Origin of the sequence: Gemmatimonas sp. (genome assembly GCF_041689975.1) — a bacterium.
Classification (GTDB): Bacteria; Gemmatimonadota; Gemmatimonadetes; order Gemmatimonadales; family Gemmatimonadaceae; genus Gemmatimonas.
On sequence record NZ_JBDNFF010000433.1, the window covers coordinates 1 to 14,534 of the forward strand.

8 protein-coding genes are annotated in these 14,534 nt (G+C 61.3%); 4 read left to right on the forward strand and 4 right to left on the reverse strand.

Features of this window, described 5'->3' with window-relative positions:
- Nucleotides 1–162: 162 nt before the first annotated feature.
- The 3 genes from ACESNG_RS24250 to ACESNG_RS24260 form a co-directional block, all read right to left on the reverse strand.
- A complete protein-coding gene (locus ACESNG_RS24250; protein WP_373071287.1) occupies nucleotides 163–957 on the reverse strand; it encodes a hypothetical protein in 795 nt (264 codons plus the stop codon).
- Nucleotides 954–2,030 carry a GNAT family N-acetyltransferase gene (locus ACESNG_RS24255; RefSeq protein WP_373071290.1) on the reverse strand — a complete coding sequence of 359 codons (1,077 nt, stop codon included), beginning with the start codon at nucleotides 2,028–2,030 and terminating at the stop codon, nucleotides 954–956. The genes ACESNG_RS24250 and ACESNG_RS24255 overlap by 4 nt, the downstream gene beginning before the upstream one ends.
- Before the next feature lie 348 nt (nucleotides 2,031–2,378).
- Nucleotides 2,379–2,711, reverse strand: a complete 333-nt coding sequence (locus ACESNG_RS24260; protein WP_373071293.1) for a hypothetical protein — start codon at nucleotides 2,709–2,711, stop codon at nucleotides 2,379–2,381.
- A 409-nt stretch (nucleotides 2,712–3,120) separates the two neighbouring features.
- Between ACESNG_RS24260 and ACESNG_RS24265 the strand changes: the two genes are divergently transcribed.
- Together ACESNG_RS24265 and ACESNG_RS24270 are read left to right on the forward strand one after the other, a co-directional pair.
- Nucleotides 3,121–3,399 carry a hypothetical protein gene (locus ACESNG_RS24265; RefSeq protein ID WP_373071296.1) on the forward strand — a complete coding sequence of 93 codons (279 nt, stop codon included), beginning with the start codon at nucleotides 3,121–3,123 and terminating at the stop codon, nucleotides 3,397–3,399.
- Between the two features lie 832 nt (nucleotides 3,400–4,231).
- On the forward strand, nucleotides 4,232–6,862 hold the full coding sequence (locus ACESNG_RS24270) for a hypothetical protein (protein WP_373071299.1): 2,631 nt from the start codon (nucleotides 4,232–4,234) through the stop codon (nucleotides 6,860–6,862).
- A gap of 263 nt (nucleotides 6,863–7,125) precedes the next feature.
- Here ACESNG_RS24270 and ACESNG_RS24275 read toward each other — a convergent pair whose 3' ends face one another.
- The gene (locus tag ACESNG_RS24275) at nucleotides 7,126–7,314 is read right to left on the reverse strand and encodes a hypothetical protein (RefSeq protein ID WP_373071302.1); all 189 of its coding nucleotides are present in this window, start codon (nucleotides 7,312–7,314) and stop codon (nucleotides 7,126–7,128) included.
- 599 nt (nucleotides 7,315–7,913) lie between these two features.
- On the opposite strand from ACESNG_RS24275, the gene ACESNG_RS24280 reads away from it, so the two are divergent.
- Both ACESNG_RS24280 and ACESNG_RS24285 read left to right on the forward strand, forming a co-directional pair.
- The gene (locus ACESNG_RS24280; protein ID WP_373071305.1) at nucleotides 7,914–13,448 is read left to right on the forward strand and encodes a DEAD/DEAH box helicase; all 5,535 of its coding nucleotides are present in this window, start codon (nucleotides 7,914–7,916) and stop codon (nucleotides 13,446–13,448) included.
- Nucleotides 13,445–14,534, forward strand: a 1,090-nt coding sequence (locus tag ACESNG_RS24285) for a PD-(D/E)XK nuclease family protein (RefSeq protein ID WP_373071308.1), incomplete at its 3' end; no start/stop codon positions are given. The genes ACESNG_RS24280 and ACESNG_RS24285, both read left to right, overlap by 4 nt.

A 14,534-nucleotide genomic window follows, 5' to 3' on the forward strand; every position in this document is an offset into this window, starting at 1 on the left:
CACCCGGGATTGACGTGAACACACCCAGACCACCCGACGCGTTGCGAATGTGAACCTGACGAGCGCCTGGGATCAGCGGCGGTCCACCGCCGTCGTCGGGGCCAGCGTGCGCGACCGATACGCCGACGACCGTCACACACAGTGCGACGACGAGAGCGATCGCTACGCGCATGCCCTCTCGTCCCGGGTCAGCCGCTCGACGATCCACTCATCGCCCACTTTCACGATCGATGCGATCTGCGGGAACTCCTTCACTCCTGGCGTCTGCCCGTCGGCAAGAGATCCATCACTGTTGACGAAGACGGTTCCGTCGAGCTGGCAGTCGAAAATGAACGCCTCGGTGTCCGAGCGCGGATCTGCGATCACAACCGGACGCAGGACGATCCCGTCCTTCAGATCGAGGTGCTGACCGGCGGCGGACTTCGGCGCGAAGATGTTCTCAGCGAGTCGTGCTCCACCGTCGGCGAGGGACGCCATCACTCGCTCGCTGGGTTCGGCTGGCATCGGGTTCATCGATGCTTGTTCGTGGTATGCGGCTTGCGCCTCGGCGTAGGCGGTGATGATCTCGACGTCCTCGGGGAGCGGCGGGACAACGTTCGCGTCGCTCGGGTCCGGCTCGGTGGGAACGAAGATCCACACGTTTTCGATCAGTTTCACGATCTCGCCCGGCGTGTCGACACCGGGCGCTCCGACGACGGGTGTGCCAAGGCCACCGGGTAGGAAGCCGCCGGGCCCGACGGCTGTCGTGGTCTCGGTCGGCGGCTCCGGCGTCGTCGTGGTCTCGGCGACCGTGTTCGGCGTCGTGGTTATGTCTGTCTCGCTCGGGCCTCCGTCATCGGTCGTCGGTGCCGTTTCCGGAATCGGTGCCGTGTCTTCGGGATCGGCGTTGCCCGAAGCGGAGCAAGCGGCCAACCCGGCGACGACGAGTAGGAGCGCCAAGCTGCGGATCGGCTTCATGTAACGAGTCCCTTCTGGACGAGAACGATCGAAACGAGCAGCGCCGCCAACGTCCCGACGAACAGACTCGGACCGAGTGCGTGCGGACCGGAAGGTCGAGCGACCCGTACCGAGCACGCAACAGCCAGTGCAACCACAGCCATGAGTACGGCTCCTGGCCACCACCACGGCGCGATCAACGCTCCAGCAACCGCTGCGAACTTCACGTCGCCGAACCCGAGCGCTGACGGATCGGCCAGGTGAACCAGCAGGAACGGTGCCGCCCCCATCACAGATGCAGCCAAGGCCGAGTCGACCGCCCCGGCGAAGTACGCCGCCAGCGCAGCCAGGACAGCGGCGACGAGGAGGAAGCGGTTCGGGAGTCGGAAGGCCTTGATGTCGACGATCGCTGCAGCGCACAGAAGGCACAACCCGGAGGCCACGGCGATCCTCGTGGGCCCCGAGACGGTCGTGGCGCCGACCATCACAGCCACGACCGACATCGCACACCCGGCGACGAGCGCTGCGGAGAGGTGCTTACCCCTCGGTCGAGCACTTCGAGCCGCAGACGGGCTTCGACGAACCATCGCGACTTGGCCGGAGCGAACCTTGACCGATGTCTCATCGGTGAAACCAACCGACCGATACAACCGAGTCGCAGCAAAGTTGTCCGTTCGCACCGTGAGCACGAGCGTGCGACCGTCGTGGTCGGCGAGCCGTGCGATCTCGGTCAGGAGAGTTCGGCCGAGGCCGACACCGCGCTCGGAGACTGCGAGGTTCGCCACAACGACCGACCGTGCACCGACTCCACCCCACCGGTTCGCATCGAAGATCCGCGGCACACACGACGCGATCCCCGCCATCACCATCGCCACGATGACTGCGAGCAGCGCCAGGCGAGCGAACAGATTGCCGTCCGCGCCGATGATCCCGACGAGCAGTAAGCCCGGCACGACGATCAGGCCGACCAGCGCCACCGCAGAAGCAAGGGCGCCTCGTAAAGTCGGAACGCTGGAGAGCGAGCAGACCGTGCCGGGCCGATCCACGATCCGCTCACACGTGGCCAGGTGGAGTACCGACCGGGAGCGACTCATCTCGAACGCGACAGAGTGAACCTTCGATCCCGTGCGCAAGCGCCGAGAGGTGAGGCGGCTCGATTCCCAGAACGACCACCACGACGACGGAGGACTTGCCGGATCGGCCAACGATCGAACCGTGTCGGTGCGCACGACAGTCACAGCGCCTCCCGCAGGATCCGAACTCGGTGCCGCCCCGACGACCCCGGACCCTGCACTGGCCCTCGGCCACGCAGCATCACCCAAATCAACGTACAACTCTCGTACGCGTTGCGCAAGGGTTGATCGGGCAACCTGGGTCGGTGCGTCCACACCTACCGAAGGCCCCATGAACCCGAAACCGTTACACGATTTCTTGCGGACCCGTCAGGTCAACGGTGGCAGGAGCCTCACGGGTCGAGCACGCCCGTCGTCTTCGGTCCGCTCGATGCTGATCAACGACGCCGCTTCGAGCACACGCCGATACGTCGACCACGAGCCTCGGTTGATCTCGAACTGCGGCATGAAATCGGCGGCCAAGGTCTGCACTGCTCCGTCGTCGTCAGCGAACTCGGTGAGCCCGACGTAGATCGAGAACGCTCGCGCCCTGACCGTCGCCGACACCTCCGTCAGCGCTTCAACCTGCCGACGGGCTGCAACGAAGTCGATGCCGGACAGACGCATGTCGACGAGACCACCCCCTGCGGTTGCGCCACTCATTCCCCGCCGAATCTAGCCGAGCCGAGACATTGCGCCAGAGCTACGGGCGGGAACGACAACATCACTCTTCTATGTGGTCCCAGCAGGCGACCGTTTCAGAGATTGATGCAGCACCGCCGTCGGCAGTGCACAGGTGTAGGAGGAAATCTGAGTGAGGAGGCAGGTTCGGTGACTGCGAGGGGTCGGGTGGTGATCGGGCGGTGATCGTTCCGGGCAGTCCGGTGGGCGTGGATCGGGTTGACGACGAGCGTCGTGTCGTGAAGGAGTTCGGGAGGATCGTGTAACGACTCGTGGTGCCGTGGGCCTTGGGAAAGTGAGGCTCGCGATCAGCGTGAGCCCGGACGACGAAGGGGGCCGGTGATCGGCGATGGCACGAAAGAGTGAGTCCGAGCGAGAACGTAAAGCGCGATTGCTGTTGAAGGAACGTCATGCGAACGAGGCACGTGCGTGTGGTGCGTTCTTCGATGTCGCGGATCGTCGAGCGGCGCTCGAGGGGGAGTTCGCAGAACTTGAGACCGAGGAGGCGGCCGCAGTGGCGGCGTTGGTGGAGGTGTCGGAGCCGGCACTTGTCGCAAACATGATCGGGTGGTCAGTAGCGAGAGTGCGGGCGGCGGCGAAGCGGGCGGCCGAGCCGACCGGCGTTGAGAGAATCCGCGAGCTGATTCCTGCCGCGGCGGATCTTGCGTGATGGAGGAGTGTGAGCCGCTGCTGTCAGGTCCGGTGAAGGCAACACAGACGCGACGTGACGCACGAACCGAGCCGCCTTGGATCTGCGAAGGGTGCGGTCATTTCATGGTGACCCGGACCGACTCGGTGAGCGTCGACGAGCCACCGAACCACGACTGCCCGGTTGCGGCGCGCGTGGTGGTCTTCGTGCCGTATCGTTCGTCGGAACGTGCAGCCGGTATCAACCGTCGATTGGCAGAGCGACAACGGACGCCGGGGCTATGAACAGAGTCGATTCGTCGATCGACAGACCCGGCGGTGCGTCAACGCTGCAAACCTCCCCCTGTCGGCCCGGGGCCGGCAGACGCTGGGAGCGCAGCGTGGTTGAGCGGGACGAATTGAACGGTGCTTGGTGAAAACGTCTCCTTCGTGAATCGCATCTAGCGCTGCACTTTCCCAATTCGAGGTGCGGTTGGCCGGAATCTGATTGAGACCCGAGGAGGTCGGGGTGGAGCAGACGCGAGCCGCTCGAGCGCGGTTTCTCTCAGGAGCAGCGAACTCTGTGACACCCACGCGCGAGGATGACATTTGTGGCGGCTGCTGAGTTCGGTCAAATGCGGTTGGGCCATGGCGCGTCGAAGCGCGAGATTCTGACGTCGGTCAAATCCCGTCTCGAACTCGACAAGCTTCAGGGGCGTCTAGAGAATCACTTCAGCGCTCTCCGAGCGCACCGCCCCACGCTTCCGATTTTCGCTATCGAGCACGGCCTGAGCGAGGGAGAACTGGATCTGCTCCGAGCAGCGGTCCGACAAGCGATCTCTGACCGAATGACGTTTCGATCTACGCCACTTCCCATGCTCGTGTATGCGACCGAGATCGGTTACGGATACGACGGCGGTGAGTACTGGCAAACGTTCGCTCGCGAGACCCCGCATTGGGCGCAGAACGGGAATCGGAACGCCTTGCGGCAACAATTCGAACGCTTCGCGAGCGACCGCGGGGGCTTTCGCCCGACGGGCGATTGGGCTCGGACGTTCTCAATAATCAGCTGGCCGATTTCCCATGCGATCTTGCCGCGCGTCTACCAGCGACAGTTAGCTCAGTTGCTGTACGAGCTTCGCACGAGGTTGACCCGCGATCTCCTCGCAGATCCGATTCAACTTGGCCAGTTCATCGCTGCTCACTCTTGGGAGGCGTCCGAGCGGTTCCAGCAGCAAGCCTCAAACCACGCCGTGATCGGTCAAGTGGCGAGGTCGTTGCTCGTCGCGGACCTCCCAGACGAGGACACCGGCCTACTCGAATCAACGGTTAGGCGGATCGCCTCGGACTTGTCGCAGACACGCGACGCCAGAAGGTGGTTGGAGGCCGCCCAGCACCAGTCGCGAACAGCATTCGCGACTGGCCGAACCAGTTCTTCTCAGCGTGCGGGTAACGCACGCGAACCGCAAGTTTCCCTCGATCCTGTCGTCCATCTGCGAAAGGTGATGGACAGGTGGAGCGTGCACGTCCGACTACCTGACTTCCGGCAGGCCGCTGAGTCCCAGCCCGAACTCCTGGACGCGCTCTCGACAAAGAGAGTGAGCGTGGCCGGTGCAAAATCCCTCCTTGCGCGACGTGCACTCCTGTTCGCTGGGGCCGACCCACAACTGACTCTTGAAATTCCGCTGGGCAAGCCACTATTGACCTTTGAAGGGTCGAACGACACTCTCGATGGCCTCCTTGCGCCCCATTGCCGATTCCCGAATGGTCCCCTCCTATTCAGAATCCAGGAAGGCGAAGGCGTTCTTGTGAAGGGTCGACACGTTCGACCTGGCTGCCTCTATGTGTTGCTCAGTTCTGAGGACAACCACGACCGCGGTGTCTCATGGATTACAGGGCGCGAACAGGTCGCTGACCTGTTCAGCCGTGAGTTGCTCGTGCCAGAGCGATTGGCTCCGGAGGACATATTGACTTTGTCCAACCTCGGTCTCTCGGCGCAGACGACCATCCGGCTCGAGCCCGTTGGCCTGACCAACTTCGGGTGGGATGGCGAAGACGTGGCGGCGTGGCCAGAGAACCAGGAGGTGGCCTTCGCGGTTGTTTCGGACCGGCGCTTGAGCTCATTGATCGTCTCAACCAACGCAGGCGCGTTCCGCGTCGAGCTAGAAGAGCAGCAGCCATTGTTCAGCCTCGGCCGCCCCGTCGTCGGCCGGTTTCAGATCCGGGTCGAAGCGTTCGAGAGCGACGACACGCCCGCCGTTGCGAACACAAAGTTCGACGTCGAAGTCAAGCGCCCTCAGCGCCGCTCCACGTCAGGGTCTCTGCGAGAAGCGATCGCGCTGCACCTCGTGCCGCCAGCGCCGCGCTTCACGGAGATCCAGAACGGTGAGGTCGGTTTAGAGATCACAGGCCCGACGAACGTTCGGATCAAGCTGCGATTCGAGTTGCACCAAAGAGGCTCCTCCGAGACGCTCGCGGTCCTTACCAATAGCGTGCGGCTGCCGGTCGATGAGCGACGGGGCAAAGCAATACTGAGCGCTACGTTGCGCGATGACACGTTCGGCAGACAGTTGGAGCGCGCAGACCTACTCACGGTCTCGGCGGAGCACCCTGACCTCGGAGTCGTCTCGACGACGGTTGAGCGTGAGTTCGTCCCGTTGAGGTGGATCATGAGCGGTGGTCAAGACGAGATATCTGCGTACTTGGTCGACAATGTCGACGATCGGCTTCCGACAGTCCGCTTCTATTCGGCACAAACGCCAGACGTGTGCGAGGACGTCGAATACCACCCGGAAGTAGCTGTCGGGATCGAAAAAGCTGGACTCCTTCTTGCTGAGATCGACGACATTCATGCTGCCATCGTCATCATGCCGACACGACTTCTGAATCTCGCAGACCTCGGTGGACATGGCGCAGACGCACGTCTCGTGCAACAACGAGCCACGTCGGCGAGACTTCAGGAACTTGTCCAACTCGCCTCGACCTGGAGGAGCGCTACGAAACCCCGATTCGATGCCTCTCTCACGACTCGAAGCGTGTTGCGCGCTGTAGCGGCCGAAATCGGTGCTTCGATCGGAGGCAAAGATTGGGCACGAGTCGAACACGAACATCGAGGGCGTGGTCGGTGCCCAACCGAGCGGATTCACGCCGCAATTGGAACCTCCCGAAACGCTCAACTTGCCAGGACTGCGCTCCTGCGCAGACTTCCCACCCCGTCGTCGGTCGAACTCCCCGATCTAACGCGCACATTCTCCTCCATCTGCGGTTCGCTCGTGGCGGGCACGCCAGGCGCAGCGATGCCTCTCGGCGAGTTCTGCCTTCGACTCGCATCGGCACCCTCGACGCTTGCAGATCTGAGCGATTCCGAGTTCCAGTTACTCGCCAACGAGGTGATCGCGAACCCAGTGATCATCCGGCTCGCGCGATCCCTAGTGTTCGCAATCGATCGCGACCAGGAAGTCGACGTCAATTCAGACACAGCCTACGGAGGGCTCGTCTGGACATGAGCCAACTAACCGCCTCCGAACTAATTCGAACATCGGTCGCCGACCTGGGATTTGACCCTGACTATGTCGACTTCTCGTCGACGGAGGTTATCGCGGAGGCTGTGCGGAGGGCCGCGTCACTGCGCAGCCCGCTATCGCGCGCCGCACTCAAACGTGCTGTTCTCGAACCGCTCCTGCCCCTGCTTCAGCAAGCCGGCGACCTACCGGATCAAGTGCACGACGTCATCGACGAACTGCTGGGTCTGGGTGACCTGGTCGAACGATCAATCGAACGCGACGGAACGGATCGGAAGTTCATTCTGCTCGGGATGCCCCGATTCGTGGTTCTCGGCGAGGGCACGATCGCGATCGTCGGCTGCCGACCCGACGCGATGCCCATGCTGAACGAAGAGCTCGCGAGTTGGATCGACTTCGTCGGCAGCGGCCGATTCGTGTCGCAGTTCGCTTCGCACACCGACGACATCGGGTCCGTGCTCAGATCAGAAGGACTTGTCGAGTTGCAACTGCGTAGTTGGGTCGGGCTCCCGGCTCCAGCGGACGCAGACGACTACCTCAACGGCATGCGACAGCGAGTCCAATCTGGCCTCCGTGCTCACGGAGTCCAGATCACTGAGGTCTTCGATCCGTCGACTCCGTCCACCTACTACCGCGGTAGATGGCGGTCACCTCGACCGAGTGACGGTGGCCTGACTTTGGGTAGACGGCCACAGGCCTATGGATCTGACCTCTGGTCGCTCGCCGCCTTCCAAGACGGGAGTCCAGTTCGTCTTACGGATCTACCAACCGATGCCGACTCGTATCGCGGGTGCGACGAAGCGTGGCGAATAATGGCCGCCATGGACGCGTCGTCTGGTAGCGCGCAATCAATCGTCCTGTCCGACCACATCAACGGGAGGGTCGTGTTGAGCCTGTTCTCACCTCCGCCAAGTTGGGTCCAGAGGACAATGGCTCACTTGGCCTCTCCACTTCCTCGTGTCGGCAGGGCACTGCTGAGCTACAGCCTTCCTGTCGCCGTCATCGATGAAGTTGTACGCACACTCGAGACAACCATGTGGGTGACCTGCGAGGACACCCGGAAAGCGAAGTCGAAATGACCGACTCCCACGCTCCAACACTCTCCGAGACGATCGAGGTAATCCGCGCTGGTCTTCGGGACTACATCGAAGCGACCTACCACGTGGGTAACGCCTCTGTTGTCGCCCAGCGGCGAACTCTGCTCGACGAACCCGGGGTCATTTCGCAGCGTCCGTTCCTGGAAAGCACTCCCCGCTACCAAACAGATCGCCATTTCAATGACCTGAGTATCTCGCCGTCAGCGAAGGATTTGTTCGAGATTCTCTCGTCCCCGCGGTCAAACGGATCGCGGCTCATCTACGACCCGCCCTACACGCACCAAGCGGAAGCCACCGAACTCGCGCTCGGCCCTCAATGGCGAAACCTCGTCATCACCACAGGCACCGGCTCCGGAAAGACCGAGTCCTTCCTTCTCCCGGTTCTCGGAAAGTTGGCGACGGAAGCAACCGAGTCGCCAGCGTCGTTCCAGACTTCCGCCGTCCGAGCGCTGCTGTTGTACCCGATGAATGCTCTCGTCAATGATCAGCTGGGTCGACTGCGCTCGATTCTTGGTGATGATCGCGTGAGATCGTTCTTCAAGGAACGTGGCGGCCGTCCGGCTCGCTTCGCGCGCTATACGAGTCGCACTCTGTACCCCGGAGTTCGTACGGGAGAAAAGGACGGCGATCGTCTGAAGTCGATCAAGACGTTCTACATCGACTTACTCGACCGCGCGTCCGGCAGTATCTCGGAGCCGGATGCTCTAGAGGCGCGGCGACTAGTTGATGAACTCAAGGCGAGAGGAAAGTGGCCGGCGAAGGCAGATCTGCGTTCGTGGTACGGAACACCCGGCTCCAAGTGGAGCACGCGAGCACTGCTCCAAGACGACGACGCCGAGTTGCTCACCCGGCACGAGGTTCTCGAGGATCCACCCGACTTGCTGATCACCAACTACTCCATGCTCGAGTACATGCTTATGCGGCCGCTTGAGCGGTCGATCTTCGACAAGACCCAACTATGGCTCCGCGACAACCCGACTGAGCGTCTGATCCTTGTCGTCGACGAAGCCCACCTCTACCGGGGTGCCGCCGGTGCAGAAGTCGCCATGCTGATTCGTCGACTGCGCACCCGCCTCGATATTCCAGCCGAACGTCTTCAAGTCATCTGCACAAGCGCCAGCTTTCAGAATCGCGACCACGCCAGTGCATTTGCGGCGCAACTCACCGGGACCTCGAAGAACCGCTTCTCCTCACTAACAGGCGACCTCGCACTCTGGACAGAATGCACCCCCGGCAACGCTCTCGATCTTGCGGCCCTCTCAGCGGTACGAATGAACGATTTTTACGACGCCACCAGTGATATCGAGCGACTTGCAGCGGTGACTGAGTTTCTTGATTTTCGAAACGTAGCCCCATCAGGCACTGCTGCCCAGAGTCTGCATACGGCACTTGTCGACTACGGACCACTGGGCCTCCTCGTTAACGAGACCATGGGAAAGGCCCAAGCGCTCGATGAATTGTCTCGACTCGTCTTTCCCGAATCAACCGCGGAGGCGGCCGAGGGCGCCATGACGACCTTGGCCGCACTCGGAAGCGTTGCCAGGAAGTCCGAAGATCAACCGGGCCTGTTGCCCTGTCGCGTGCACGCGTTCTTTCGTGGGCTCGCCGGGCTCTGGGCGTGCCCCGATCCTTCCAAACACGACAACCTCGGGGAGGGCTCGCCCATCGGAAGTCTCTTCTCCCAGCCGAGGGATATGTGCGATTGCGGAGCACGGGTCTACGAGTACTTCACCTGCCGAAACTGCGGTTCGTCGTACATCCGTGGATACGTGACCAACCCCAACGCACCCGACTACCTATGGCAAGAACCGGGAGCAACGTTCGCTTCAAGCGACGGCATGGTCGTGGAACTGCAGCCCATCGACGTACTCCTTGAGACGCCCGCCGCCGGCGGTCGCGATCGGCCGATCGACCTCGATGTCCAGACTGGTCGAGTTGATCCAACTGTGCTTTCGGAGCATGCCATCACCGCCTTCATCGCGCCGATGGACCCATCGGATGATGAAGATGAGCCGTCCGATCACGCTGGCCTCTATCAGCCGTGCGGAGTTTGTCGACAGTCGACCAAGTTCAACCGAACAACCGTCCAGGACCACCAAACCAAAGGCGACCAGCCGTTTCAGGCAGTGGTCACGAAGCAGATTGGGGTTCAGCCTCCCGGTCCACGAAACGACATCGACTTTGCTCCACTCCGCGGCCGGAAGGTGTTGATTTTCTCTGACTCCCGCCAGATGGCCGCAAGGCTGGCGCCGAACCTCCAGCGATACTCGGCAGCTGATGCAGTGCGGCCGGCTCTGGTGTCTGGGTGGCGGGAACTCTCCACCGAACCGACAATCGCCGGTCACCTGAACCTCAACGACATGTATCTCGCGATCGTCCTCGGCTCCGCGAGGCTCGGACTTCGTATCCGGCCAGAGTTGATGACCGGGGAGTCCTTCGGTATGCACAGCGAAGTAGCAGAGTCTCTTGCTCTCTCGGACCCGCCCGACTACCTCAGCATGTTGCTGTCGTCGCAGAGAACTGGTGCTCCGCAATCGCTACTGCACCACATGGCAAACGCAGCATGCGACAAGTTCTACGGATTGCAGGCGCTCGCGCTCGCATCCGTCAAAGAGGTTCCATCGCTCACTTCCACGTTCACCGCGTTGCCATCGATTCCCCGAGTTGCGGAAACTGAGGGGCAGAAGGTGTACCTCGGAAGAACGTGGCTTGCTCAGTGGGCGTCGGTGGGGATCTGGTTCGATGCTATGGATGCGTCGTGGACGACCGGGCCAAAGCGAGATGGGCGAGTCGATTACAGCACCGGCAGGTTTGACCGCGTGCTCAAAAGCTGGATCGGGACGGAGGCGAAGAAGCAGTTCGATAGGCAATGGCTTCCTTCACTCCTTGCGAAGTTCTGCCTTCCTGTGGATCAGACGAAGCATCGAATGCGCGCTGACCGGCTGACGCTGGAACTCGGCGGGGAATGGTGTTACTGCAAGTTCTGTCGGTCCACCGTTCGCCCTCCCGTCGGCCTCGATCATTGTCCGCAGTGCTCCAGCGCTGGCCTTGAGACAATCGATCCAGACGCAGATCGAGTGTTCGCGACTCGCAAGAGTTACTACCGGGCCTCAGCGGCTCGGGCGCTGGCCGAAGGTACAACCGATGCCGTCTCGATCATCGCGGCCGAACACACCGCGCAGCTGAACGCAGCGAACCGGAATGAAGTGTTCTCTCGAGCAGAGCGTTACGAGATGCTCTTCCAAGACATCAATCTTGGCGGCAACGGGGTCGGTGCTGGCGGTGACACGGCTGTCGATGTCCTGTCTTGTACGACCACAATGGAAGTTGGAATCGATATCGGATCTCTTTCGGGAGTGGCTCTTCGCAATATGCCGCCGTCCAGATCGAGCTACCAGCAGCGCGCTGGTCGTGCTGGTCGCCGAGGCAACGCCGTTGCGACAGTTGTGGCGTTTGGAAGCGCGGACACTCACGACGAGCACTATTTTCAGTCACCTGCCGAGTTGATTCGAGGCGAGGTCATCGACCCGACGCTGACTCTGGACAACGTCGAAATCGTTCGACGGCACGTCACCGCATATCTTCTGCAGTGCTATCACGAGGATCGAGTTCCTGGCTTTGATCCGAATCAGTCAGCACAGCTTTTCGAAGTACTCGGGACAGTTGATGATTTCCTCGGTTCTGAGGCTGTTCTCAATCGGGCCGACTTTGAGGCCTGGCTCATAGCCCATGAGACGCGCCTCACCGAGGGAGTTGCTTCTTGGCTGCCGGTAGAGCTGAATGGCCACGATCGAGATCAACTTCTAGAAACGCTCGTCGCGAATACGGTCGGCGCAATCGATGCAGCCCTCGAGGTTCCCGTTGGTGGAGTTGCAGCGTCAGCGATCGAGGAAACCGATCCTGACGAAGCGACTGCAGACTCGACGGCCACTGCTTCGACGCAGCGCTCAACCCTAAACCTCCTGGATCGATTGCTCTACAAGGGCGTCCTACCGCGCTATGCGTTTCCGACCGACGTCGTGGGCTTCCATGTCTTCGATCGCAATTCTGATCCTTTTCGCCAGGAGTACCTTTACGCTCCGACACAGGGTCTCGACATTGCCTTGAGTCAATACGCCCCAGGAAAGCGGGTTTGGATCGACGGTCGGGAGTGGAGATCCGGGGCGATCTATTCCCCGATGCCATCAGAACGGCGCGAGGCCTGGGAACAGCGCAAGCTGTACTTCGAATGCACCCAATGCCACTACGCTAAAACTGTCGAGGCAGATGAAGCAGAGCGAGGCGCAGTCGAAAACTGTGAGGCGTGTGGCGCCGAGGACTCGTTTGGTCAAGCCCAATATTGGCTCAGACCGCCGGGATTCGCCCATCCAGCCTTCGATGACGAGGGCGTATCGACTGAAGACCAACCCGCAATCGGATACGCGACCCGCGCCAAGCTGGTCGCGCCGGGCCCGCAGGATGGGGGCGAGTGGCGTCCCTTGGGCGAACGGCTGAGGACGTACTACAAACGGGACAAGCTGCTGGTCTCCAACACCGGTGGCCGTGCCGGCGGCTACGACTACTGCGTTCGATGCGGGCGCATCGAGCAGTCGGTCTCCCCAGCGATCGACCTGCTTCAACCGCACCTCAAACCATTCCCAGATCGGCGGGCCCAGCAATGCGATGGGGCCCGGAGAACAAGAGGTCTTGTCCTCGGGACTGATTTCTTCACCGACGTCCTTCTGGTCTCGCTAACGGTGGACGCCCCCCTGTCGCTGCATCCCACGTATCTATCGAGTCAAATCGCGCTGCGGACGGTGGCGGACGCGTTGACGCTCGCAGCAACTCGCCTTCTCGAACTGGAACCGGGTGAGCTGATGGCAGAGTTTCGGCCAGCGTTGTCGGATCTCGGCCCCGAGGGATTGGAGTCCGAGATCTACGTCTACGACACACTTGCTGGAGGCGCCGGGTTTGCGCGACGTGCCGGCGATCTCGGATCACAGCTGTTCAAAGAGGCGCTGCTCCTTCTCGAGACTTGCTCGGCGAATTGCGACCGATCTTGCTACCGATGTCTCCGGAGCTTCAAGAATCGATTCGATCACAAGAATCTGGATCGGCACCTCGGAGCGATGCTGCTGCGCTATGTCCTCTATGGCGTTGTGCCTTCCATCGATCCCGTTCGGCTGCGTCGATCGACGGATCTGCTATTCGCCGACCTGTCTCGCCTCGACCTGGAAGGCGCCACGATCGAACGAAATGCGATGATCGTTGTCACAGGACTCGATCCAGTCGAGGTCCCGATCCTCATTCGCAAGGGCGACCGTTCTATTGCGGTTGGCCTCCATCCGCCGCTCACACAGGACCACTCGGCGATGCCAGCGCTCAACGAACTAAAGGAGTTCCAAGTCGAGGTGCCTGTGGTGCTGATCGACGAACTCTGGATATCGATGAATCTCCCCGCCGCCACTGGCAAGGTCTGCGAGATGCTGAAGTGACTGAATCCATCAGGAGAATTCATGGTTCTGACTTCTCGTTAGCGTTAGCGCCGGAGCGCTGGAGCTTCTCAGCGCTCACTGAAGCCGAACGATGCCCCGCCAAGTTTGCCATCTCTCGGGGTGCCTACCCGAGCGTTTGGCCCGGTTGGGGCTACCCGTCCCGACCAAGCAGAGCGGCCGTCAGAGGAATCGTCGTTCACTCTGCGATCGAGACGATCATCTCGCAACTCTCACTCGCGGGCGTTGGTGAAACACGCAGCGGTGAGGCCGTCGCCGTAATGCGACGGATCGGCGGTATCTCATCCATCATCGACACAGCAATCAATGGCGTCATCGTGTCGTTCGGTTCTAACCCACGGATGCGCAATGCCTGCGACTCGCTGCGCCGAAGCCTGAGTCGCGACGCGTCGTCGATTCGAACCGACGTCCAACGGATGCTTGGATCCACGACGCTCGCGCCGACCAACCCGGCCCAACCGTCACAGCCAGACTTCGTTAACGAAGCACGACGCGCCGTCAAGCCTCAAGGACACCAACTCGGGCTCGGCAATTTTCCCGAGCAACGACTCGAGCACCGCGAGCTACGCATTGCAGGTATTGCGGATCTTGTCACCATAAGCGAGGAGCGTGTCGTCATCACCGACTTCAAAACTGGGGCACCCCAAGAGAAACACATTGAGCAACTCATGCTCTACGCCGTCCTCTGGCAAGGTGACGACGTTCGAAACAACTCACCTTCACGGACCTTGACCTTGGCTGTTGCGTACCCACATGGGATTTGCGAGGTCACCCCGACTCCGGGTGAGATTGACGACGCTGCGGCCAATCTGGCCGAGCGGATTTCGGCGGCCGATTCGTCGCTGTCGCAATCTGCGGAGGCGAAAATCGAAATCGAGTCGTGCCAGCTCTGCACCGTACGTCACCTCTGTGATGACTACTGGAGTGTCGATCGACCACAGCCGGCCAACTTTGAACATGGGGCAGGTTTTCTCGATATCGAGGCATCGATACGCGACATTCGTAGTCCCAACACCTTCGAAGTCGAAACTCACGATGGCTCTGTCGCCGTTCTGCACTCAGAACTCA